This is a genomic window from Kribbella endophytica (assembly GCF_054781295.1).
The window spans coordinates 731,969-754,311 of sequence record NZ_BAAGUR010000003.1; the positions used below are offsets into that span (position 1 = coordinate 731,969).

The 22,343-nt window shown below is 68.9% G+C and carries 21 protein-coding genes; 3 read left to right on the forward strand and 18 right to left on the reverse strand.

Features of this window, described 5'->3' with window-relative positions:
• Window positions 1-10: 10 nt before the first annotated feature.
• The 16 genes from ACYVIO_RS29785 to ACYVIO_RS29860 all read right to left on the reverse strand — a co-directional run bounded on the left by ACYVIO_RS29785 (window position 11) and on the right by ACYVIO_RS29860 (window position 14,917).
• The gene (locus ACYVIO_RS29785) at window positions 11-670 is read right to left on the reverse strand and encodes a DUF1707 SHOCT-like domain-containing protein (RefSeq protein WP_460654231.1); all 660 of its coding nucleotides are present in this window, start codon (window positions 668-670) and stop codon (window positions 11-13) included.
• Window positions 671-882: 212 nt separating this feature from the next.
• A complete protein-coding gene (locus ACYVIO_RS29790; RefSeq protein WP_460654232.1) occupies window positions 883-2,166 on the reverse strand; it encodes an MFS transporter in 1,284 nt (427 codons plus the stop codon).
• Window positions 2,163-2,909: a Rossmann-like domain-containing protein gene (locus ACYVIO_RS29795; protein WP_460654233.1), complete on the reverse strand. Its 747-nt coding sequence runs from the start codon at window positions 2,907-2,909 to the stop codon at window positions 2,163-2,165. Before ACYVIO_RS29795 ends, ACYVIO_RS29790 begins: the two co-directional genes overlap by 4 nt.
• Before the next feature lie 71 nt (window positions 2,910-2,980).
• Window positions 2,981-3,736 (reverse strand): phytanoyl-CoA dioxygenase family protein, encoded by a 756-nt coding sequence (locus ACYVIO_RS29800; protein WP_460654234.1) that lies wholly within the window; start codon window positions 3,734-3,736, stop codon window positions 2,981-2,983.
• A 10-nt stretch (window positions 3,737-3,746) separates the two neighbouring features.
• A complete protein-coding gene (locus tag ACYVIO_RS29805) occupies window positions 3,747-4,808 on the reverse strand; it encodes a pyridoxal-phosphate dependent enzyme (protein WP_460654235.1) in 1,062 nt (353 codons plus the stop codon).
• Window positions 4,805-6,397 (reverse strand): ABC transporter ATP-binding protein, encoded by a 1,593-nt coding sequence (locus tag ACYVIO_RS29810; RefSeq protein ID WP_460654236.1) that lies wholly within the window; start codon window positions 6,395-6,397, stop codon window positions 4,805-4,807. The genes ACYVIO_RS29805 and ACYVIO_RS29810 overlap by 4 nt, the downstream gene beginning before the upstream one ends.
• Entirely contained in the window at window positions 6,394-7,197 is an 804-nt protein-coding gene (locus ACYVIO_RS29815) for an ABC transporter permease (RefSeq protein ID WP_460654237.1), read from the reverse strand. The genes ACYVIO_RS29810 and ACYVIO_RS29815 overlap by 4 nt, the downstream gene beginning before the upstream one ends.
• Complete coding sequence (locus ACYVIO_RS29820; protein ID WP_460654238.1) at window positions 7,194-8,132, reverse strand: ABC transporter permease; 939 nt, start codon at window positions 8,130-8,132, stop codon at window positions 7,194-7,196. The genes ACYVIO_RS29815 and ACYVIO_RS29820 overlap by 4 nt, the downstream gene beginning before the upstream one ends.
• Window positions 8,133-9,668: an ABC transporter substrate-binding protein gene (locus ACYVIO_RS29825; RefSeq protein WP_460654239.1), complete on the reverse strand. Its 1,536-nt coding sequence runs from the start codon at window positions 9,666-9,668 to the stop codon at window positions 8,133-8,135. It abuts the gene before it with no gap.
• Window positions 9,669-9,935: 267 nt separating this feature from the next.
• Entirely contained in the window at window positions 9,936-10,505 is a 570-nt protein-coding gene (locus tag ACYVIO_RS29830; protein WP_460654240.1) for an NADPH-dependent FMN reductase, read from the reverse strand.
• Window positions 10,506-10,614: 109 nt separating this feature from the next.
• Window positions 10,615-11,112, reverse strand: coding sequence for a MarR family winged helix-turn-helix transcriptional regulator (locus ACYVIO_RS29835; protein ID WP_460654241.1), 498 nt, complete (start codon window positions 11,110-11,112; stop codon window positions 10,615-10,617).
• A gap of 51 nt (window positions 11,113-11,163) precedes the next feature.
• On the reverse strand, window positions 11,164-12,180 hold the full coding sequence (locus ACYVIO_RS29840; RefSeq protein ID WP_460654242.1) for a CopD family protein: 1,017 nt from the start codon (window positions 12,178-12,180) through the stop codon (window positions 11,164-11,166).
• Window positions 12,177-12,686: a copper resistance CopC family protein gene (locus tag ACYVIO_RS29845; RefSeq protein WP_460654243.1), complete on the reverse strand. Its 510-nt coding sequence runs from the start codon at window positions 12,684-12,686 to the stop codon at window positions 12,177-12,179. Before ACYVIO_RS29845 ends, ACYVIO_RS29840 begins: the two co-directional genes overlap by 4 nt.
• Window positions 12,687-12,688: 2 nt before the next feature.
• Window positions 12,689-13,381 (reverse strand): YcnI family copper-binding membrane protein, encoded by a 693-nt coding sequence (locus tag ACYVIO_RS29850; protein ID WP_460654244.1) that lies wholly within the window; start codon window positions 13,379-13,381, stop codon window positions 12,689-12,691.
• Between the two features lie 55 nt (window positions 13,382-13,436).
• Window positions 13,437-13,967, reverse strand: coding sequence for a hypothetical protein (locus tag ACYVIO_RS29855; protein ID WP_460654245.1), 531 nt, complete (start codon window positions 13,965-13,967; stop codon window positions 13,437-13,439).
• Window positions 13,968-14,077: 110 nt separating this feature from the next.
• The gene (locus ACYVIO_RS29860; RefSeq protein WP_460654246.1) at window positions 14,078-14,917 is read right to left on the reverse strand and encodes an alpha/beta fold hydrolase; all 840 of its coding nucleotides are present in this window, start codon (window positions 14,915-14,917) and stop codon (window positions 14,078-14,080) included.
• Window positions 14,918-14,966: 49 nt separating this feature from the next.
• Here ACYVIO_RS29860 and ACYVIO_RS29865 point away from each other — a divergent pair, with 49 nt between their 5' ends.
• Both ACYVIO_RS29865 and ACYVIO_RS29870 read left to right on the forward strand, forming a co-directional pair.
• Window positions 14,967-15,794: an ROK family protein gene (locus tag ACYVIO_RS29865; protein ID WP_460654247.1), complete on the forward strand. Its 828-nt coding sequence runs from the start codon at window positions 14,967-14,969 to the stop codon at window positions 15,792-15,794.
• 597 nt (window positions 15,795-16,391) lie between these two features.
• On the forward strand, window positions 16,392-17,087 hold the full coding sequence (locus ACYVIO_RS29870) for a pentapeptide repeat-containing protein (RefSeq protein ID WP_460654248.1): 696 nt from the start codon (window positions 16,392-16,394) through the stop codon (window positions 17,085-17,087).
• Between the two features lie 50 nt (window positions 17,088-17,137).
• Here ACYVIO_RS29870 and ACYVIO_RS29875 read toward each other — a convergent pair whose 3' ends face one another.
• A complete protein-coding gene (locus ACYVIO_RS29875) occupies window positions 17,138-20,656 on the reverse strand; it encodes a discoidin domain-containing protein (RefSeq protein ID WP_460654249.1) in 3,519 nt (1,172 codons plus the stop codon).
• A gap of 81 nt (window positions 20,657-20,737) precedes the next feature.
• Entirely contained in the window at window positions 20,738-21,460 is a 723-nt protein-coding gene (locus ACYVIO_RS29880) for a hypothetical protein (protein WP_460654250.1), read from the reverse strand.
• Window positions 21,461-21,703: 243 nt separating this feature from the next.
• Here ACYVIO_RS29880 and ACYVIO_RS29885 point away from each other — a divergent pair, with 243 nt between their 5' ends.
• On the forward strand, window positions 21,704-22,342 hold the full coding sequence (locus tag ACYVIO_RS29885) for a hypothetical protein (RefSeq protein WP_460654251.1): 639 nt from the start codon (window positions 21,704-21,706) through the stop codon (window positions 22,340-22,342).
• Window position 22,343 lies beyond the last annotated feature (1 nt).

Sequence of the window (22,343 nt, forward strand, 5' to 3'; positions counted from 1 at the left end):
GTCGTACGGGCTACTCCTCGACCTGGTTCTTCTTGCTCTTCTTCGGCTTGAAGACCTTCGCGCCGACGCCACCGAACAGCGCCAGGCCCTTGAGGACGACGACCGGCGCGGTCGGGTCGATCTCGTCCTGGCCGCCGGACACCCCGTAGCCGCCCATGATCCCGAAGCCCTGGTTCCGGATCTCGACGCCCTGCGGTACGACGATGTCGATCCCGCCGAAGATCGCGAACGCGTAGACCGTCACCTCGCGGCCCTCGAACACCGCGTTGGTCATGTCGAGGTCGCACCCGCCGAACATCGCCAGCACATTGGTCCGCCGCTTCACGCGCCAGCGGCCCTTGCGCTCGCTGCCGCCGAAGATGCCGACCACCAGCTCGAAGCTGTCCTGCGAACCGGTCGGCTCCTCGATCGGCACCCGCCCGGTCGCCGGAACCGCCATCGCCGCGGCCGGCCGGAACGGCTGCCCCGGGATCGCCAGGTCGACGGTGATCGGCTCGAGCTCGCCCAGCGTGCGCGCACTCAGCGTCTGCTCCAGCCGCTCGGAGTGCTCCTCCTGCGACAGCCGCCCACTCATCAGCGCGTCCCGCAGCACCTCGACGACCTGGTCACGATCGGTGTCGGACGCCCGCAGATGCGCATGCGGGTTCTGGCGCTCGGGCAGATTCTCCATAATCCCGAACGATATCCCCCACTCCGTCCACCCGGGAACGCATAATCCACCGATCCCAGGGTCCCTGCGCGAGACCCCAGGGTCGCCCTCCGGGATCCCCCCGACCGCTCGCTCACCTCTCGTCCCCACCACCCCACTTTGAGCACCCACCAGCCGCCCCCGCACCGGACTGCCGGCTGACCGGTGCTCAAGGTCGAAGAGACGGGCGCAGGTCAGCTGTCGGTGGTGCGGACTCGGAGGGCGAAGACCAGTGCGAGCGCGGTGATGGCTGCGAAGGCGGCGGCTGTGCCGGGGTAGCCGGCTACGCCGAGGCCGAGGCCGCCGATGGCGGCGCCGAGGAAGACGCCGAGGGACATGCCGGCGGCGTTGACGCTGAGAGCCGAGCCGCGCAGATCGCCGCTTCGGCGTACGAGAAGAGTGGTGACACAGGCGGCGACGGTCGCGTGGCTGGCGCCCATCAGTGCGGTGAGGACGAGCGTCGTCGGCAGCGTCGGCGAGAAGTAGAACCCCGTGACGCTGACGAGCGCGACGACGACACCGGCGAGCAGCAGCTTGTCCGGGCCGAGCCACGTCCGGTCGAGCGCGAGGAACCGGCCGGCGAACAGGTTGCCGAGGAAGAACGACGCACCCGACAGCGACCAGACCAGCGCGAACCAGCCGGGCTCCAGCGAGAACTTCTCGTCGTAGAAGGCCGCAAGGTACGCCAGGTACCCCATGAAGGCAGCCGTCCGCAGCATCGCGACGGCGAGCAGCGGGACCGCGCCGGGGATGCGTGCGAGCGCCCGGTACATCGCCAAGTAGCTCATCCGCGCACCACCATCGGCGCGCAGCGGAGCCTTGCGCCCCCACCCGCGCCAGAAGAACGCCGCGGACAGCGCGAGCGAGACCACGGCGGCGGCGATCAGGTTGCCACGCCAGCCCCAGACGATCGCCGGTACGGCGAGCACCGGCGCCGCGAGCATCGCCATCATCGACGTGGTCGCCGACACCAACGTCGCCGCGCGTCCAGCCGCGGCAGGCGACCGGAACCGGTCCGCCGCGGCGGCACCGATCGACGGGCCGAGGATCGAGGTCGATGCCCCGATCAGCAAACAGAACGCGGCCAGCGCGAACACGTTGCCCACGGCACCCAACAGCGCCGACAGGCCGAGCAACGCCAACCCACCGGCGGCAACCAGCTCACGCGCCAGCCGATCGATCAACGGCGCGAGCGCAAAGCCGACCACCAGCGCAGCCAGACCACCGAGCCCCCGCAGCCCGCCGATCTCCGCCACACTGCCGCCGGCCGAATCCGCGATCGGCACCAGGTACATCCCGAACACCGTGAACGGAATCAGGCTCACCGTCGAGGCCAGCAGGAACGGCCAAAGCCGCCGGGCCATCTGCAGATCGCCCGGCACCACCTCGGCGCCCGCCGTCCCGCCGCTCGGCGGCATGGCCGATGCGGGGTTCATCGTTGATGAGGGCGCAGCTGGATTGCGGCTGTCGGTGCTCACGTGCGGGACGCTCCGTCCTGGAGGTGGTAGCGGTACAAGCTCGTCGGGCGGGAGCTGAACTGGGAGAAGGGGAACGGCTCGGCGGACACCGCGGTGACGCCGGAGCCGAGGAAGGCGCGCACCACCGCGCTTCCGGTCTGAGCATAGATGGCCAACGGCTTCCCTTGCTCACGGCAACGGTCCACCAGGACGTCGAAACTCCCGTTGCTCAAGGTCATTCCGGTCGCGACGACCGCATCGGAGGCGTCCAGAACCTCCGTCATGTCGCGGGAAACCGGCAGTCCGGAGGCCGTCTCGCGCAGGTTGAAGTCGCAGGGCAAACAGATACCACCTCGTGACGTGATCGCGTCGACGAGTGGGTTCACCACCCCGATCAACGCGACCTTCGCGCCAGGCGCGACGTCGAGCAAGCCGGCAACAGCCGCATCCCGTGCCCGAGCCCGCACGTCCGGCGTACCGGCCGGCAGCACGATCTCCTCGGCGCCCGCAGCCGTGTGATGCGGCTCGACCGACGCCAGGTACGCATCCAGCGCAGCGATCCGCACCGGCAACGGCGCCGACGTCAAAAGCTCCGACAAGGCCACGCCAGAGGTGTCGGCACAGAACGAAGGATCGAGCTCGCCCTCCTCGAAAGCACAGGCCCCGAAGACCTCGCCGACCCGCAGCAGCACGTAGTAGTTCTTGTACGTCACGTCCGCCCCCGGCAGCCGCGTCGTGTTGTGCAACCAGAACGCACTGATCACCGACACAGAAGAAGGCGCGGGCCCGCGCTCCCCAGCGAGAACAGAGGAAGTCAGGGCATCAACAGAAGCGATCACGGGAGATCGGCCAGCCTTTCGGGGTCGAACGTCAGGGCGGACAACTCAGGACGACCAGCAGGCTGGAAGCAGAACAGCAACGACCGCCGATCGGTCGCCGTACGGTTCGGTGCCGACCGGTGCACCATCAGGCCAGGGAACATCAGGACCGACCCCGCAGGCGCCTCGATGGTCACGGTCGCCGAGTCGACGCTCGAGGGATCGACCAGCAGACCGGTCGGATCACAGGGATCCCGCGGAGCCGGGCCCTCCAGCTGACTCCCCGGCACCAAAGTCATCGCCCCGTTCGCCACCGTGTTGTCGTCGAGCATCACGATCGCCGTACCGATCTCGTACGCCGAGGAGCCGGCGCAGCAGTACCAGTACGGAAAGTCCTGGTGCCACGCGAACTCCGACCCGACCCCGGCCCGCTTGAAGTTGAGCTTGGCCACGAACGGCCCCAACGACGATGCCCCCAGCAACGAGCTCATCGGCCGAGTCAACCGAGGATCCGTCCACAACGCGTCGATCGCGGCGGACATCCCGGACACCGGCGACAGCGACCGCACCGCCTTGCCTGGCGCATCCGGCTCCCAGTGGATCGTCGTCCCGCCGATCTCCTCCAGCCGGTGCCCGTCGGGCCAGACCGTCACCGTCGTCTGCCCCGCCTCGGCCGCGGAGACGACGGCGGCGTGCACCTGCTCGACCGCGTCCCGCAGGCGGCCGACCTCCGTTGCCGTGAACAACTGCGGCAGCAGCACATACCCCGACATGCCCCTCAGATTAGTGCGACGGAGTCGCAGATGGAAACTGCTCGCGCTGCATCAGCGCCGATTCGCGCCGGTCCCAGGACATCGCCGACCACGGCACCGCGAGCTCGTCGAGCGAGTCGATCTCCCGCGGCCGCATGGTGTCCATCGGCCGCGCCTCGGCATGCCGGGAAAAAGCGGAGTCGACGTACCGGGTCCCGGTGTCGGCAGCCAGGAAGACGTGCTGCCGGCTGCTGTCGCAGTTGTGTTCCCACAATGCGGACAGGTACGCCGCGCCCGCGGACAGTCCGGCGAACACCCCGGACGTCCGGAGCAGGTCGACCGCCGCCGACATCGCGTAGTCGAACGAGACCCAGTGCAGCCGGTCGTACAGCTCGTGCCGGACGTTGCGGAACTCGATCGAGCTGCCGATCCCGGCGATGATCATCTCCGGATCCTGGGTGTGCCCGGCGCCGAACGTGATGCTGCCGAACGGCTGCACGCCGACCAGGTTCACGTCCCGGCCGCGGTCACGCAGGTACGCCGCGATCGCGCCCGTCGACGCACCGGTCCCGACTCCGCCGACCAGGCACAGCGGCCCGGCCGGGGCGATCTGGTCGACCAGGTCCGCCACCGCGCCGTACCCGAGGTAGTGGATGTCGTCGTGGTACTGCTGCATCCAGTGGTACGACGGGTTGTCGCGCAGGATCTCGGCGATCCGGCGGACCCGCAGGTTCTGGTCCAGCTGCAGGTTGTTCGACGACGGCACCTGCTCGACGGTGGCGCCGAGGATCTCGAGCTGGACCCTCAGCGTCCGGTCGACCGTGGTCGAGCCGACGATGTGGCACTTCATCCCGTACCGGTGGCAGGCGAGCGCGAGCGCGTGCGCGTAGATCCCGCTGGAGCTGTCGATCAGCGTGTCGCCGGTCCGGACCGCTCCGGTCTCCAGCAGGTGCCGTACGGCGCCCAGCGCGGAGTACACCTTCATCGTCTCGAACCGCAGGCAGATCAGGTCGTCGCCGACGCGAATCGGGTCCGGGTCCTTGATCGCCTCCGCGAGATGGTCGTGCAGCCGGGCTGTGCCAGGGATCGTCACTGCGGGGTGCTCCTCGTGTCAGTACTCAGGGATGGCACGGGCGGAGGCGGATCTTGTCCGACCCGGGCGGCCCTCACCAGCCGCCGGGTCACCTCAGTGGACGGGTGGGTCATCACCGTTGCCGGTGGTCCTTGCTCGACGACCCGGCCGGCGTCGATCACCAGGACGTCGTCCGCGACGGCTCCGACCAGGCCGAGATCGTGGCTGATCCAGACCAGCGCGGTGCCCTGCTGCTTCAGCTCCTGCAGCAGTTCGACGACCAGTCCGGTGCCGCGCTCGTCGAGCGCGGTCGTGATCTCGTCGCAGATCAGTACGTCGGGCTTGGCCAGCAGCGCCCGCGCCAGCGCAGCGCGTTGCAGCTCACCGCCCGACAGCCGACTAGGCGGCCGCGCGGCAACCATCGCCGACACTCCAAGGCGAGCCAGTACGGCGACCGCCTCGTCCCTGGCCTCCAGGGGCCGGAAGCCCCGGAGCCGCTGCGCGGTCCGCGCGACCTGATCGACCACGGGCCGCCGTTCGTCGAACGACCCGCGGACCTCCTGCCACACGTACTGGACGCGCCGGTTCTGCTCGGCCGAGCGCTTCCGCAGGACCGGGAGCACCTCGCCGTCGAGCGTGATCTCCCCGGCGTACCGCTCGTGCAACCCGGCCAGGCACCGCGCGAGCGTCGTCTTCCCGCTGCCGGACCGCCCGACCACGCCGAGACAGGCTCCGGGCAGCACGCTGAGATCGACCTCTCGCAGAATCGGTTCCCGTCCGCGCACCCGCGCCGACAGCTTCGTTGCCTGGAGCAACGGCTGGGCGCCGCGATTGGTTCCGTGCACGACGGGCAGCTCGGGCCCGGCCGGCAGGACCTCGGATCCTCCGGTGGCCACCACCTGCCCGGCATCGAGTACGACGACGTGGTGCGCCAGCGCCCGGACCAGGTCGAGATCGTGACTGAGCAACAAGATCCCGAGGCCCTCGCCGGCGAGCTCGCGCAACTCCCCCACCAGCTGCAACCGCGTGACCGAGTCCAGCCCCGTACTCGGCTCGTCCAGCACGAGCACCCGCGGTCGGCACGTCAACGCCTGGGCCAGCGCGATCCGCTGCCGCTGCCCACCCGAGAACTGATGCGGGAAGCGCCGCAACGTCTTCCGGTCGTGCGGCAGCTGCGCCGCCCGCAAAGCTTCCGGTACGACGCTCCGCCCCGGATGATGCAGCTTCTCCAGCTCCCGCAGCCCAGCCCCGATCCGCCGCGCGGGATTCAGCGCGCTCCCCGGATGCTGCGGCATGTAGGCCACTACGCGCCCGCGGACGGCGGCAGCCGCAGCCGTCGGGCCGTTGTCGTCGACAACAACCTCTCCACCGACCTCGACCAGTCCCGACAACGAAACGCGATCCCCGTGCTCCCCCAGCAAGGCCAGCGCGGAGGTCGTCTTCCCTGACCCCGAGGCACCGACCAACGCCGTGACCTGCCCGGCCCACACCCCGAAGCTCACCTGATCGACGAGGATGGAGGAGCCGGCCGTCGCGGCCAGCCCCCGCACCCGCACCAGCGGCTCCGAAGGAGCCACCTGCCCGGGGTCGTCGGCTTCTCTCTTCTTCATCGCGAAACCTCAGCCATCCGCCGCGTGCGATGAACCAACCGGTCAGCGAGCAAATTGAACCCCAACGTGAACGCAACCAGCAGCAACGCAGGAGCCAGCACAGCCCACGGCTGCAGCAACAACCCCTCCCGGTTACGACTGACACTGACCGCCCAGTCCGGCGCGGTAGGGCTCAGCCCCAACCCAAGAAAGTTGACCGAAGCAACCAAGAACACCGCCAGCGTGATCCGGGTTCCGATATCGGCGGCCACCGGCCCCAGCACCGCCCGCCCGACGTACCCGAGGTGAATCCCGATCCAGCTCTCCCGCTGCATCCGCAGGGCTTCCACCACCGGGCTGCTGGCGGCATCCAGCGCCGCAGCCCGCACCAGCCGTGCGACCGTGGGAACGTTGACCGCTGCAACAGCCAACGTGATCGCGACAGCAGACGCCCGCCAGCCGACGGCGACCACACTGATCACCAGCAGCGACGGCAAAGGCATGAGTACGTCGAGCGGACGGATCAGCAACTCGTCGAGCCACCGGTGCCGGGTGGACGCCGCCACCAGGCCGATCAACCCTCCGACCAGGTACGCGATGGCGACGGCGCCCAGCGCCATCCCCAAAGCAGTCCGTCCACCGTTCAGCAGCAGCTCGAGCACGTCCCGGCCGAGTCCGTCGGTCCCGAGGACGTGCCCGGCACCCCGCTCGTAAGGCAGTCCAGGCGCCGCATCCACCGGCACCAACGGCCCGAACGCCGCGACCAGCAAAGGGATCAGCACGAGCAGCAGGGACACGACGACCGGCGTACGGGCTCTCATCGCAGCAACTCCGTTCGCGGCACCAACCGGTTGCAGACCAGGTCCGCCGCCAGATTGATCAGGAGAGCGGCGACCGCAAGGACGAGCGTCAACCCCTGCACCACCGGCAGATCACGCGTCTCGACGCCATCGACCAACGCCGTCGCAAACCCCGGAATCGCGAAGATCGCCTCCACCACCAGCACCCCACCGAGCAACGTGTCCCCGGTCCGCGCCAGTTCCTGCACGCCCGGTACGGCGGCGTTCGGCAGCACGTGCCGCAGCAGCAACCGCCGCCGAGGCACCCCGAGCCGCCGAGCCTGTACGACGTAGTCCGCATGCAGCGCGTTGATCGTCCCCGCCCGCACCTGCCGCGACAGCAGACACACCGTCCGCCCCAGCAGTACGCCGACCGGCAGCACCAGCAGCACCGGACTCGCCAGGAGATCCCCACCGACCCACGTCGCCGGCAGCCAGCCGAGCTTCAGCGAGAACACCGCCACCAGCACCACCGCGATCACGAAGTCAGGAATCGCGCTCAGCGCCAGCGTGATCGAGGTGATCGTCCGGTCCAGCCGCCCGTTCTCGCGCGTCCCCATCAAGATGCCCAAGGCAACAGCCACCGGTACGACGACCGCCAGCGTCGCGACCGTGAGCACGAGCGTCGCGCCCACCGAGGCCTTCACGATGTCCAGCACCGGGCCGCCGCTGATCAGCGACGTACCGAGGTCACCGCTCAGGACGTTCCCGACCCAGTGACCGAAGCGTTCGATGGCCGGCTGGTCCAGCCCGAGCTGCGCCCGCAGCGACGCCACCTGCTCCGGCGTCAGCGTCTCGGTGAACCGCATGTCTGCCGCGTCACCCGGCAGCAACGAGGTCAGCACGAAGACCAGCACCGACAAGACGGCGAGCTGGAGCACCGCGAGGGCCGCCCGTTGGGCCGCGTAGGCCCGCATTCAGGCCAGCCACACCTTGTCGAACCGGCCCTGGTCCAGGGTGTTCGGCGGAACCGCCTCGACCCCTTGGACCTTGGACGACACGGCGATCAGGTAGTCCGGGTGTCCCCAGGCGAGGATCCCGCCCTCGTCGCGCAACGTCTTCTGCAGTTCGCCGTACTTGGCCGCCCGCGCGGTCTCGTCGGTCAGCACCTGGGCTCCCGCGAACGCCGCGTCGAAGGCCGGGCGCCGCCAGTGCGTCACGTTGAACGGCGACTTCGACAACAACCGGTCAGTGACGTACTGGGGGATCGGCATCGCGCCGGAGCGGTGGCTGCCGATCGCGCCCTTGGTCAGCAGGTCCTTCTGGTACGTCTGCGAGCTGCCCGTCGTGACCTTCAGCTTCACCCCGGCCTCACCGGCCTGCTCGGCCAGCAGGGTCGCGGCCTCGACGAACCCGGCCGACGCGTCGGCGGTGAAGATCTCGATCTCCTTGTTCACCAGACCGGCCTTCTTCAGCAGCGCCTTCGCCTCGTCCAGGTTGCGCTCGCGCTGCGCCAGGCCGTCCGGGTAGTACTGATACCCCTTGCCGAACAGGTCGTTCCCGACCACACCGCGCCCGGCCAGTACGACGTCCACGAGCCGCTGCCGATCGACGAGCAGCTTGAACGCCATCCGTACGTCGGGGTTGTCGAACGGCGCCTGGTCGGTCTTCATCACGAACGCCTGCATCGTGCTGCCCTTGGCCGCGACGATCTTCACCGTCCGGCCCGCTTCGGCGGTCCGCGCGAACGTCGCGGTCATGTCGTTCGCGTACTCGGCCTGGCCGCCCTGCACCGCGTTCGACCGGGCCTCGGCGTCGGCGGAGAGGAGCTGCAACTCCTCGATCCGGGCCGCGCCGTCCCAGTAGTCGGCGTACCGCTTGGCGACCATCGACCGGCCGGCCTCGAACGAGACGTAGGTGAAAGCGCCCGTACCGATCGGCTTGGTCGGGTCCTTGAAGCCGTCGGGCACAATCTGCGTGCCGATCCCGGCCAGCAGCGCGGGGAACTCGGCGTTCGGGGCGGTCAGCGTCAGCTCGACCGTGCGCTTGTCGATCGCCTTGCAGCGCTTGAGATCCAGCGACGCCAGCGACGACTGAGCAACCCGGTCGGGCGCCGACGGATCCGCCATCCGGGCCAGGCTGTACAGGACATCCTCGGTGGTGAGCGACTTGCCGTTGTGCCAGGTGACGTCCCGCACCGTGAACCGCCAGGTCGCGGCCTGCGCGTCCGGCTCCCACTTCTCCGCCAGCCGCGGCACCGGCTTGAGATCCGGACCGAGCTCGACCAGCTTCTCGTAGATCGCCTTGTGCCGCGCGATGTCGACGAACAGGCTCTGCACGTGCGGGTCGAGGACCTCCTTGGCACCGCCCCCGGCGAACACCGCCCGCAACCGGCCACCGTGCTGCGGCTGCGCGGCCGCCTGATCCCCGCCGCTCCCGCACCCGGCGATCGCAGCCAGTCCCAGTCCCCCGGCCAGGCCCAGGAATCCACGTCTGTTCAGCGCTTCGGACATCAGTTTTCCCTCACGGTGCGATGGGTCCGGCGAGTTCCCCCCGCCGGCGTCGATCCTGCCGTTAATGAAAATCGTTGTCAAATTCAGGCGCATCTGAACGAGACTCATTCTTTACGGCTCATCGACCCCTCGCTGCCCGTGACGGCGTGTCACCGCGCAACTACCCCTGAGTACTGGCAGTCACCACCACGTTTGCGGTCGGCGTACCAACGAAAACTCCCCCGCTCACTGCCGCGAGGGCAGCGAGCAGGGGAGCTCGGGGATGGATCAGACAGCAGCCGGCTGGCGCAGGTGAGCCAGTGCACCGCTCCACTCGACGACCTGGTCGAGCATCGTGGTGACCTCGGCGACGTGGTACTCCGCCGGGGCGAACTCGCTGTAGTTCTTGAAGTCCGTGGCCAGCGACAGCGCGACCTGGGCGCGGACGTCGGCGACCTTGAGCTCGCCCATCACCAGGCGCAGGTGCTCGACGGCGCGGGCGCCGCCGACCGAGCCGTAGCTGACGAAGCCCGCGGCCTTGTTGTTCCACTCGGCGAACAGGAAGTCGATCGCGTTCTTCAGCGCGCCGGAGGTGGAGTGGTTGTACTCCGGGGTGACGAAGACGAAGCCGTCGAACGAGGCGACCTTCTCCGCCCAGGCGAGCGTGTGCGGCTGGGTGTACTGCCCCATGGCCGGCGGCATCGCCTCGTCCAGGTGCGGCAGCTTGTACTCCGCGATGTCGACCAGTTCGTACTCGGCGTCGTCGCGCTGCTTGGCGATGTCGAGCACCCACTCGGCGACGGCCGCGCCGTTGCGGCCGGGGCGGGTGCTGCCGAGGATGATCGCGATCTTGGGCATGTCAGTCCTTCGAGACGAGGGGTGTTGGTGATGCATCACCAAAAATAGCAAATCGAGATGACATGTCAACCCAAGGATCGGAGTGGTCGGCTTACGGGACGCGAACGGGTCAGCAGTCGGCGTCGGCGGTGGTGCCGGTGCGGCACAGCTCGCGCGTCGGCAGGCCGCTCAGGACGCGGTCGAGCAGACCGGCCAACTGGTCCTGCTCCTCGCGGGAGAGCTTGTCGAACAGGTACGTCCGGACGGCGTCGACGTGGTCCGGCGCGGCGGCCTCGATCGCTTTCCTGCCCGCGGAGGTGATCCGGACCATCGAGCCGCGGGCGTCGGACGGGCACTCCTCGCGGACCACGAGCCCGCGCTTCTCCATCCGGCTGACCTGGTGGGACAGGCGACTGCGCTCCCAGCCGACGGACTTGCCGAGGTCGCGGGTCCGCAGCAGGCCGTCCTCGGACGACGACAGCGGGTGCAGCAGGGCGTAGTCGGCCGGGGAAAGACCGCCGTTGGCCGTCATCCGGCCCTCCAGAGCGACCATCAACTCCCGGTAGGAGTCGCGGTAGGTCTGCCACAGTTGCGCCTCACGCGCATCGAGCCACTGCACCTCACCCATCGACCAAGCATACGGGTTCGTTGACAGATCACCGATCGTTTTCGCCGGCTTTTACGGCGTACGCGAAAGGGCCACAGCGAGGCCGACGGTGCCGGCCATCACCAGGAGCTCGACGGCTGCGAGCCGGTAGAACAAGTTGGGACGGTCCGCGAGTGCAGGCAGCGTCGCGCGGCGGTGCCACCACCCGACGGCCACCAGTACGGCGAACGCCACGGCCTTCGCGAACACCAAAGCGCCGTACCCGCTGGTGACCCACTGCGTGATCAGCCCCCAGCCGTCCTCGCGACCACCGAGGTGGATCTCGGCCGTGAGCAGCCCGGTCATGCCGATCGTCACGGCGCAGACGAGAGCGAGCCGACTGAACGTGTCGACGGAGCCGCGGTAGCGAATCACCGCCCCCAGACCACCAATCCAAGTAGTCGCGGCAAAGACATGAACGACCAGCGAAGCGGTCGCGAGGACAGTCCAGAAAGCAGTCCGCTCAATCGCCCCATGCCCAGTGAGCAGCGGACCAACCAAAGCCGCCGCTGTGAGTACAAGTGCAACCCGAGCAGACGCGACAGTCCTGGTGCCGCTGAGCACAACAGCCAGTACGGCAGTAAGTGCGACTGCGACGGCCAGCGCTCGCACCTGATCGAGCTGACCCGCCAACGCCGCATGCTCCGCCAGATGGGACAACGGCAGCCCAAGAATGACCGAAGCCGTCGCGACCAACCCACCGATGCTCGCCACCGCCCAGACACCCGCCGCCACCGCCGCGTCCTGGACCGCTCGGAGCCCTTGCGTACCGAGCTTTCCGTCCGCCTCCGGCTTCAGCAGCAGGACAGCGGCCAGCACCCCACCACCACAGACAATCGCAGCACCGTCGGCGAGCAAGCGAAGTAGTGGCACCGCCCAGGACACGGGAAGGCTGGCGCCGTGCAACCCACTGGGCAACGACTTCGGCGCACCACCAGCCGCCAGCAACGCGACCACGCAGACAACGATGCCTGAGGCAACGATGCCCGCAGCGACCGCGCCCCGGCGCGACTGCTGGGCCGGGGCAGGAGTGGTGGACGAACTGGTCATGCGGCCGGGCGGCGGCGGACGATGACGATGGCCAGGGCGACCACCACCAGCATCACCAAAGACATCGCGACGATCGTGACGACGTTGGAGTTGCCTTCGGCAGGAGCCGCGGTCGGCGTGACCGGGCTGTTCGGATCATGCCCCGCGTGGCTCACGGTGAAGGCGCCGGTGACGGTGATCGGGTGCCCGTCGGCGGAGACGATCCGGGCGTCGACCTGGTACCGGCCGGTCTCGATCATCGCGCCGACCGGCTGAGTGACGGTGTTGTCGATCACCTGGATGTCGCCCAGGGCAACGTTCACGCCGGTCGGCGACTTCACCTGCAGCTGCGCGCCGGTACTGCCGACCGGCTCGTTGAAGGTCAGCACCACCTGCGTCGGCGGCACCGCCATCGTCGTCCCGTCGCCCGGTGTCATCGAGTCCAGCTTGGCGTGCGCCGCCGCCGTCCCGGTGGACCCCACCAGGACGAGCAGCGACGCGGCCAGGATCGCGAATGCTTTGCGCACGACTACTTGGCCTCACCCGAGGACGCGCCAGTACGGCGTACGGCCAAGCCCAGAGCGATCAGTCCAAGCAGCAGACCGGCTCCACCCAGCGAGCGGGCGAGCACGTCCGAACCCGACTCGTCACCGTCGTCCGTGGTGGCGGCGACCTGCGTGATCGCGGTGGTCAGCTTCAGCGACGGCGCCGGGTGCTCGGGCTTGTCGGTGTCGCTCTTGGCGACGTCCGCCCACTTCACCACCTCCCCGTCGCTGTAGGTCTGCTCGGCCGGGAAGCTCAGCGAGTCGACGCCCTCCGGGAGCCGCCCGACCGACAGCGCGAACTCGTCGAAGTCCCCGGCCGGAACGCCGGTACCGGTCGCGGTCCAGGTGACCGTGGTGATCGCCTTGGTCAGCGTGACGTCGCCGACCTTGACCGGCGACGGGAGCGTCGTGGTCGTCTTGACCACCTTCCAGCCGTCCTTCACCTGCGCGCCCACCGAGGCGAACGGGCGGTCGGCCGGCAACGAGACCGTCAGCTTCGTCGTACTGGCGGTGTCGGACTCGGTCGGGACGCGGAACACCAGCTTGGCGTAGCCGCCCGGCTTGGCGTCCGGCGAGGAGACGGTGACGTGGGCCGAGGCGGAGCTCGCCGCACCGACCAGGACGAGCGCGGACGCCGCGGAGATGGCGGCAGCGCGCAGGGCAACTCTCTTGAACATGGGTCAGCCTTTCGCAGGCACACGGGACCCGGTCCCGCAGACGCGCGCGACCGGTTCAGGACGGAACGGGGAGGGTCCGTCCGGCCGGCGGCCCGCGCCGCGACACGTTCGAGGTCAGTCGGCTGTGCCCGTACGACGGTGTTGCTGGTGTTGCGCGCAGCGCGTTGTGGCTCGCTGCGATCGCCACGATCGGCGCGGGCAGGGCCGGGACCAGTCGCGCGACGATGCGCCGTACGCGCGAAACCCACTGGTGGGTGCGGTCGACCAGGCCGATGCCGACGAGCAGGACAACCAGGTGGGCCGTCGCCATCGTCAGCGAACCGGCCGCGCCGCCGTGCATCGACGCCATGTGGTGAGCGGAGTCGAGCGAGAAGTGGACGACCAGCTGGATCGCGGCCAGTACGACGACCGCGAGCTCCTGCCGCTCCGCCAAGTGGTCACCGAGCAGCCAGCACGCCACCGCGAGCGCGAGCAGCTGCGGCAGGACGGAGCCCGCGACAGCTCCGCCCGCGAGAGCATGGCCGATCACCGCGACCCCGACGCTCAGCGTCAGGACCGCGGAGGTGGCTGTCCTCTCGGCGTGCAAAAGCGGTCACACTTCCTTGCTTGGGCGGTGGGCGGTGGTGAACCGCCGCCTCCATGGTTCCACAGCCTCGGCGTCCCGGCACCGGCTCCTGGTTCCGGAACTCGTCCTGGTCAGTGGGTGGTGAACTTGACGACCGCCTGCTGGAACGCCTCCGGCTCCTCCAGGTGCGCGAAGTGGCCGCTCTCGGGGAAGACCACCAGCTCCGAGCCTGGGATGCCGTCGTTCAGCTGGTGGGCGAACTCGACGCCGCAGATGAAGTCGGCGACGCCGGCGAGGATCAGCGCGGGCACCGAGATCTCGCCGAGCCGGTCGCGGACGTCCCACTCCGAGGGCTTGCGGTTCGGGTCGACGGTCAGGTCCATGGTCGGCAGCCAGTCGGCCAGGCGGGACTCGATCGCCGGGTAGTCCTTGAAGTAGACCGGCAGGAGGCGGCCGAGGTTGTCGAGCTGGGCCTCTTTGGTCGGCGGCAGGTCGGCGTCTTCCTGCCAGGCTTTGAGGACCTGGTCGGCCAGCGGGTCGCCCGGGCGGGCGGCGACGTACTGGTCGACCTTGAGGCTGGCGGCCTCGTGCAGCTCCTGGCCGTAGAAGGCCATGCTGTCGTAGACGATCACGCCTTCGACGTGCTCCGGGTGGTCGAGAGCCAGCTGGAGCCCGACGAAGCCGCCGTGGGAGTGGCCGAGGAAGTAGGCCTTGTCGACGCCGAGGTGCTGGATCAGGCGGTCGGCGTACTCGGCGTACTGCTGCACGGTGTACTCGCCGCTCGGCAGGAGATCGGAGCGGCCGGTGCCGACCGGCTCGACGTACACGAGAGTGAGGTGCTGCTCGAGCTCGGGCAGCCGCAGGTACTCGTAGTGGATGCCGGGGCCGCCGGGATGGACCAGGCAGACCGGGCCGGTGCCGGCAACGTGGTACGCGAGCTTGATGCCGTCCACCTCGAACTCGTTCGTCATACCGACCAGTGTGCCTGGACCGGTCCGGCGATCGGGAATGATGGGGGGCATGAGCAACGAAGCGGGCGTAGCTGTGCTGGAGGTCGGCGGTAGTCACGTGACCGCGGCGGTGGTTTCGCCGGGGACGTGGGAGGTCGCTTCACTTCGGCGTACGCCGCTGGACTCGCAGACCTCGGCCGAGCAGATCGTCGCCCAGCTCGCTGCCGCGGCCTCACAGTTGCCGTTGGCAAACGGGTTGGCGCTGGCGATGCCCGGTCCGTTCGACTACTCCGCTGGAGTCGCGTGGTACCGCGGGGTCGACAAGTTCGACTCGCTCTACGGTTTCGATCTGGGCCAGAGCCTGCGCTCGCTGCTGGACCTCGACCGCGTCGTCTTCGTGAACGACGCCGAGGCCTTCGCCGTCGGCGAGTGGACCACCGGCACGCTCCAGGGCCTGGACCGTTGCTGCGGCGTCACCATCGGCACCGGCATCGGCACGGCCTTCCTCGCCGACGGCCGAGTAGTCCGCTCCGGTGACTCGGTCCCACCCGGCGGCGAGCTGTACCGCACCGACATCGCCGGCAAGCCCCTCGAGGACTGGATCAGCTCCCGAGCCATCCTCCGCGCGTACGGCGAAGCCCCCGGCGTCAAAGAAATCGCCGACGCCGCCCGAGCCGGTGAGAGTCGAGCCCAGCAGGTCCTCGTCGACGCCTTCACAGTCCTGTCCGAAGCCCTGACCCCCTGGCTAACCCGCTTCGGCGCCACCCGAGCAGTCCTCGGCGGCTCCATCTCCGGCGCCTTCGACCTGGTCAGCCACGTCTTCGACTTCGACGTCGTCGTCACCAACGACACCGAACACTCAGCCATCATCGGCACGGCGGTCCGAGCCCTCGACTGACCACGTCGTACGACGTGCGCCAGGTGAGCTGACCGCCGCGCAGAAAAGCGCAGCGCGACCACTCCAGCTCAAGACGCGAGGTGCCGCAGGCCTCCACCCCCGCCGAAGGCGGGCGGTGCCCGGGGCGACCGGCCCCACCACACTCCACCACCGCCGAAGGCGGAAGGTGCCGGGGGCGACAGGCTCCCCCTCCCCACCTCTTCCCCCGACGAAGGTTGCGGACGCGTGGGCTCCACCACCGCCGAAGGCGGAAGGTGCCCGGGACGACCGGCCCCCTCCCTACACCTCTTCCCCCGCCGAAGGTTGCGGACGCCTCAGCTCCACCACCGCCGAAGGCGGAAGGTGCCGGGGGCGACCGGCTCCCTCCCTCCACCTCGTCCCCCGCCGAAGGTTGCGGATGCCTCGGCTCCACCACCGCCGAAGGCGGAAGGTGCCGGGGGCGACCGGCTCCCTCCCTACACCTCTTCCCCGCCGAAGGTTGCGGACGCGTGGGCTCCACCACCGCCGAAGGCGGGAGGTGCCGGGGGCGACCGGCCCCTCCCCCTCTCCCCTCCCGCCGAGGCGGGGGTTGTCTGTGGAGCCCGATACGGTGACCGCATGAGTGGGCGGGGCAAGGCTGCACAGAAGATCGCGACACCTCGGCTGCGGAAGGACCTGGAGCGGGCGACTCCTTCGGTTGACGAGATCGAGGACGAGGATCGGTTGCTTGATCTGGAGCTCGAGGAGGTGGAGCTGCGGGATCTGGAGGCTGAGCACCTGGAGATCAGCGGCTGCCGGCTGACGCGGTGTGTTCTCGGCGGGTCCGAGCTGGAGAAAGCAATACTGGTCGACGTCGTACTCGACCACTGCGATCTCGCCAACGCCCGCTGGTCCGACGCGTCGGCAACCCGCGTACAGATCAACTCCTCACGCCTGACCGGATTCGCCGGCCCCGCGCTCAACCTCCAGCACGTCACCGTCCAGGACAGCGTGCTCGACTTCAGTTCGTTCCGGTTCGCGAAGTTCGTCCGGGTCGAGTTCACCGACTGCCGCCTGCAGAGCGCGGACTTCGTCTCGGCCGATCTGTCCGGCACCGTCTTCCGCAACTGCGACCTGACCGGCGCCGAGTTCTCCCAGGTGAAGGCGAACGGCGCCGTCTTCGTCGACTGCACCTGGGAAGGCACCCGTGGCATCGCCAACCTCGGCGGCGCGACGATCGCGAACTCCTCGCCGATCGACGCGCTCGCCGTCACCCTCGCGATGGCCTCGGCCCTCGGCATCACCCTCGGCGACCCCGACGACTTCACCGCCTAGAAGCCCGTACGACGTCCGCCGGGCGACCTCTCAGCCGCCCGGCGCCGCGCTCAGCTGTTGTACGGATCCACCAGCAACTTCAGCGTCCCGGTCACGTTTGCCGTCACCGTGACCGTCCGCGACTCCCCCGGCAGCAACCAGAAGTAGTTGTCGCTGTACAACGCCGGCAGCACCCGCTCACCGTCCCGGTCCCGCAGCGACAACCGGATCAACGGCGCCACAGCCTTCCCGTCGTTCCGAATCACCGCCGTCACCTTCCCCCGACCAGCAGTAGTCCGAACGTTCAACCGAGCCTTCCCCAACGAGTTCAACTGCTGCACGTCAGTCGCCGCCCGGTACCGCCAGTACGTGTTCTCCGACAACACCTTGCCCTGAGCATCAGTCAGCTTCAGCCGCAGCAGATGCAACGTCGGCAGCTCAGGGCCAAAGGCAACCACAAACCCATCAGCCTTACCCGAAGCCCCAACCGAAAGCACCTGCTCCTGCCGAGCCCCGAGCCGCTTCCCTTGCAGGTCGTACAGCTCCGCGATCACGGTCGCATTCAACGGCGATGTCGTGTGGTTGATCGCAGCAACCTTCCAGTCCGGCTGACTCGCCTGGACGTGGATCGCCTCGCACCCCTTCCGCGCCCCGTAGTAACTCCCGTTCACATCCAGGTCGTAGTCGTACGTCTGCCACACCGTGCTGTGCCACGCCGGATGCGACATCCACAGCAACAACGCCGACGCGTCCTCCCACAAGTGAGCGTTCCAGGCCTCGAACATCGCCCGCATGTTCTCGTAGTTCACCAACTGCGCCTTACGCGTGAACTCCTCCAGCCCGCTCGACGACCCCAACCGATCGTCGATCGCCGCCAGGTAGGTCTCCGGCCGCTGATTCCCATGCGTCGACCAGTCGTGGTGATACCAAGGCGTCCCGATCGGCCACCCCTCGTCGCCCTCACCGACGAGATTCCGCATCGACTCCACCACCGGAATCGTCGGCATCCCGATCTCCGTGTGGAACCCGAAGTTGAACGTGTCGTACGTGTTCGCGTCGAAGTACTTCGCCGGATCCACCCAGTAGTACGGCCCGTGCCCCGACACGAACCCCGCCGCCGAGTCCGGCAGGTACAGGATCTCGTCATCCTCCTCCCGTACGGCGGCACTGATGCCGGCCTCGATCCCCGCCGGCGGGTGCTGCTCGTTCGCCCCGCACCAGATCACGATGCTCGGATGCGTCCGATACCGCACGATCGTGTCCCGCGCGATCTCGACGTACCCGGGCAGATCGTCGGAGAACTCACCGGCCTCCCAGAAGTCGTTCCAGACCAGGATCCCGTTCTCGTCGCAGGCCTGGTAGAACTCCTCGCGCGTGCTCGACCCGATCCAGTTCCGGATCATCGTGAAGTTCATGTCACGGTGCAGGCCGACCAGCTCACGCATCCGCTCCGGCGTGACCCGGCGCAGCAGTTCGTCGTACCCCCAGTTCCCCCCACGGCAGAAGATCTGCACCCCGTTGACGCTGATCTTCAACGGCACCGGCGCATTGCTCACCTCCTGCACATCGGCCCAGTTGTCGCCGTCATCAGAAACCTGTACGACGAACAGCGCGGCGTACGCCGTCTCCCACAACAGCTCGAGCCGGTCGAACGTCTTGGCCGACCCCAGATCGACCTGGATCCACTGGTCGTCGGTGTACTGCGACGCCCAGCGCGACCGGTCGTCACCGTCGATCGCGTTCGCCGCCGGGCTGCCGTCGTCGGACGACGCGGTCGCCGTACCGGTCCGCGCAAGGTCGACCTCGCCGGTGCCCTTGATCGCCAGGGTCCACAGCGAATAGCCCCAACCGGTCGCCCGCCGCTTGCCCTGAATGCGGACGAACCGCTTGGTCTGCTGAGGGATCCGAACAGTCTGTGGCGCCGAGTTCGTGGCCGGGTCGACCTTGATCGGCAGGTCGTAGCTGTACCCGAACTCGCGGATCCCGAAGGTCGTCTTCCGGATGTCGCTGATCCGGCCGCCGATCGAGACGGTCGTGGTCAGCGTGTGCAGCGCCGGATCGCCGTACCCGTTCGGCCACCAGAGCTTGGGATTCGTCACCGTGACCGCGTCGAACGCGACGTGCGTGCTCTCGCCGGCCTTGAGCGTGACGGTCCTGGTCAGCGTCGTACCGTCGAAGACGGCCTTGACGTTGACGGTCCGATCGACCGCGGCCGCGTTGCGGACCGGAACAGTGACGGCAACAGTCGCGCTGGCTCGCCCCGGAACTTTGCTCACCACTCGCGCATCACCGAGTACGGCGTCGCCCGTCGAGCGCAGCCGGACGTGGTTCCAGATCCCGGCGGCCCGGTCGCGGACCGCGGGCATCCAGTCCCAGCCGGACGCCGACAGCAGCGTCGGCGAGTCCTGCCAGAGCTTGCCGGACTGGACGAACGCCTGCCCGGCGTCACCCTTGTCGCCGGGCTGACCCGGGTGCGGCATCGGAGTGATCTGTACGGCGAGCGCGTTCTTCGCCTTCAGCGCGGCGGTGATCTCAAACGAGGCGCGGGCGAACGGCGACTTCAGCGTGCCGACCTGGACGCCGTTGAGCCACGCGTCGGCCTGGTGGTTGACCCCGTCGAACTCCAGCCAGACCCGGCGACCAGCACTGACGTCGAGCCCCTTCGGCAGGTCGAAGGCGCGCTGGTACCACCAGCGGTGCCGGCTGAGCGCCTCCGGGATCTCCAGGTTGTTCATGCCCTCCACCGGGTCGGGGAAGTGACCCTGCTCAACCAGCGTCGCCAGCACAGTGCCCGGTACGGCGGCCGGCAGCCAGGTGGAGGTGTCCTGACCCGCCTTGCTCAGCGTGGCGCCGTCCTGGGTGGCGGCGAAGTCGTCCGTCGTCAGGGACCAGCCGGACTCCAGCGGGACCGTGCCGTCGAGGTCAGCCTTCAGTGCGGGCGGTGTGCCGTGGTGGGTACCCCAGGAGGTCCAGCCGGTGGCAGGCGGACGGCTGCCACTCGCAGTGCCGTACACCTGGAAGCCGTTGAGCCCCAGCGGGTTGGCGTTGGCCTGCTTGGTACCGGTCAGCCGCACGTACCGGGCGTTGACCGGCGTGGTCAGCAGGACCTCGACCTGCCCACCCGGGCTGTTCGTGGCCTGGTGCACCGTGCGCCACGTCGTACCGTCGGTGGAGGTGTCCACCCGGAAGTCCAGTGCCGAACTGGAGAGGACCTCGTGGCCCTGCGTCTGGCCGTACGGGTTGCCGCCGGACAGGTCGAAGGCAGGGTCACCAGCCGTGCCTTCGAAGGTCAGCATGACCGCCTCGACCCGGCAGCGCGCCTGGAGGTCGACGACGATCCACTGCGGGTCACCGGTCGCGGCCCGCCAGCCGGAGCCCTTCACGCCGGTCTGCGCCAGCCCGTCCACGGCGAACTGGGCCGGCGTCGCGGCGTACGCGGTGGAGGACGCCTTCACCGGGCGGTTGAGCGCCAGGTCGGTGAGGCTCGCGGCGGGCGCCGCGGCGGCTTGCTCGGGCAGGACCGACCCGACCGAGATGCTCGCCAGCACCCCTCCGGTACCGGCCATGAACGTCCTTCTGGACAACGTCATCGATCACTCCCAGGGGCGGCGGGCTTACTTCAGGAGTTCAAGTATGTCCGCCCCGGGCGGGCTGTCCAGATTTATTCGGATTTAATTTGTCAGCACGATCGGGCGGCCCCACGTGTCGTCGGTGTCGTCGGCCGTCGCCCGCAGCTCCTCCGCACAGTCGTCGGCCGGTACGGCGACCGTGAACTCACCCCGCTCGGCGTCGGTCCCGGTCTTCGCGAGCTCTGACCACTTCTCGCCACAGCGCTTCTCGACGGTCACGCCCACATCGCCGTACGGTACGAGCCCTTTGTCCTCCGGCGAGTAGCGCAGCACGACGTACGTCGACTCCACGCCACCGTCGTCCTGCGGAATGCTGGCGATCGACTGGATGTCGGTCCCGAGCCGGATGTCCACGTCCACAGGCTTGGTCTCGATCCCCTGCGGCCCGCGCCAGGTCCGCAACCCCAGCGGATCCCCGTCGTACACGTGCACCTTGGCCAGATCCGACTCGCTGAACTCCACCCCGTCGAGATGCTGACTCCCCTGCCAGCTCTCCCACATCCCGGCGTCCGGACAGGTCGACTTCGCCATCAGAAACGCAGCCGGCGTGAACACATGCCCCTTCACCAGCCCCGACGCTTCCTTCGTCACCATCAACGGCGGCTCCTCACCGTCCCCCCGCCCAGCCTCCGGCGGCGCGCCCTCGATCAACAGCTCGCACCCCGAACTCTCGGCGCGATCCTCCACCGCATTCCCATGCCCCGCCGCGACCCCCGCCATCGCAAACGCCAGCACAAACAGCCCCGCCGCCACGCGCTGCCTCACACCACTCACCTCCACGCCCACCCAACGCACCCACCCTGGCACACCCCACCCCCACCCCGCTGCACCCACGCCTTCTCGCCGGACAGATCGAACGGCCGCGAGCGCGTCACCGACCCGGATCCGGACCCGTCGTCCGTCAGGAGACAGAGATCTCGAGCAGGGGTGACGGGTCGCGCCGCCGATCGGAGGGGTACGGCGGCGCGGCTCCCAACAGCAACACCGGGGTGGACAGGGAGAGACGAGATGAACGAGACGTCCCTCGCAGGGTGGACAACGCAGGCATCTGTGCCTGAGCTGGAGATCACGCGGAAGGAAAGACGACGGATCTGGTGGCAGGCCGTCCGGGACCGGGTCCGGTACCGCGAGGTGCCGCTCGGCGATGCGACCAACTGGACCCACGAGCAGAACCAGCTCTACGCCGGCTTCGCGCAAGGGCTGCGCAAGCAGCTCAAGGACCAGGAGAAGCGGCTCCTGGCCGAGCGTGCGGAGCAGGACTCCGTACTCCGCGAGGCACCGGAGCCGGTGGCGGGTTCGCCCCGCCGGCCGGACGGCGACCCGCGGAACCTGCACGAGTGGTCGATCCATCGCCGGGCCGAGCTGCGCGCACTCGCGAACGAGCACCGCAAAGCGCTGGCCCGCAGCGGCGCGGCCAGCAGGATCGCGGCGATCGACGCCGAGCTGGGCGGTATGCCCGAGGAGTTCGCCACGCTGCGCTCGCTGTGCGAGAGCGCCTACCTGGTGCGCGTGGAGATCTACAACCGGCACCGCTGCTCACGCGCCGACCGCAAGGTGAGCCAGGTACCGGTCGGGCCGCCGTTCGAGGGCCCCGATTGGGGCTCTCGGCAACCATATCTGACCACCGTCCAGACCCGCAGCGCCTGAG

Excerpts from the sequence above, each read along its gene's own strand:
- ACYVIO_RS29785 (WP_460654231.1), bottom strand. The coding sequence starts at position 670 with ATGGAGAATCTGCCCGAGCGCCAGAACCCGCATGCGCATCTGCGGGCG.
- ACYVIO_RS29800 (WP_460654234.1), bottom strand. The coding sequence starts at position 3,736 with ATGTCGGGGTATGTGCTGCTGCCGCAGTTGTTCACGGCAACGGAGGTC.
- ACYVIO_RS29810 (WP_460654236.1), bottom strand. The coding sequence starts at position 6,397 with ATGAAGAAGAGAGAAGCCGACGACCCCGGGCAGGTGGCTCCTTCGGAG.
- ACYVIO_RS29815 (WP_460654237.1), bottom strand. The coding sequence starts at position 7,197 with ATGAGAGCCCGTACGCCGGTCGTCGTGTCCCTGCTGCTCGTGCTGATC.
- ACYVIO_RS29820 (WP_460654238.1), bottom strand. The coding sequence starts at position 8,132 with ATGCGGGCCTACGCGGCCCAACGGGCGGCCCTCGCGGTGCTCCAGCTC.
- ACYVIO_RS29825 (WP_460654239.1), bottom strand. The coding sequence starts at position 9,668 with ATGTCCGAAGCGCTGAACAGACGTGGATTCCTGGGCCTGGCCGGGGGA.
- ACYVIO_RS29830 (WP_460654240.1), bottom strand. The coding sequence starts at position 10,505 with ATGCCCAAGATCGCGATCATCCTCGGCAGCACCCGCCCCGGCCGCAAC.
- ACYVIO_RS29835 (WP_460654241.1), bottom strand. The coding sequence starts at position 11,112 with ATGGGTGAGGTGCAGTGGCTCGATGCGCGTGAGGCGCAACTGTGGCAG.
- ACYVIO_RS29840 (WP_460654242.1), bottom strand. The coding sequence starts at position 12,180 with ATGACCAGTTCGTCCACCACTCCTGCCCCGGCCCAGCAGTCGCGCCGG.
- ACYVIO_RS29850 (WP_460654244.1), bottom strand. The coding sequence starts at position 13,381 with ATGTTCAAGAGAGTTGCCCTGCGCGCTGCCGCCATCTCCGCGGCGTCC.
- ACYVIO_RS29860 (WP_460654246.1), bottom strand. The coding sequence starts at position 14,917 with ATGACGAACGAGTTCGAGGTGGACGGCATCAAGCTCGCGTACCACGTT.
- ACYVIO_RS29865 (WP_460654247.1), top strand. The coding sequence starts at position 14,967 with ATGAGCAACGAAGCGGGCGTAGCTGTGCTGGAGGTCGGCGGTAGTCAC.
- ACYVIO_RS29870 (WP_460654248.1), top strand. The coding sequence starts at position 16,392 with ATGAGTGGGCGGGGCAAGGCTGCACAGAAGATCGCGACACCTCGGCTG.
- ACYVIO_RS29875 (WP_460654249.1), bottom strand. The coding sequence starts at position 20,656 with ATGACGTTGTCCAGAAGGACGTTCATGGCCGGTACCGGAGGGGTGCTG.
- ACYVIO_RS29885 (WP_460654251.1), top strand. The coding sequence starts at position 21,704 with ATGAACGAGACGTCCCTCGCAGGGTGGACAACGCAGGCATCTGTGCCT.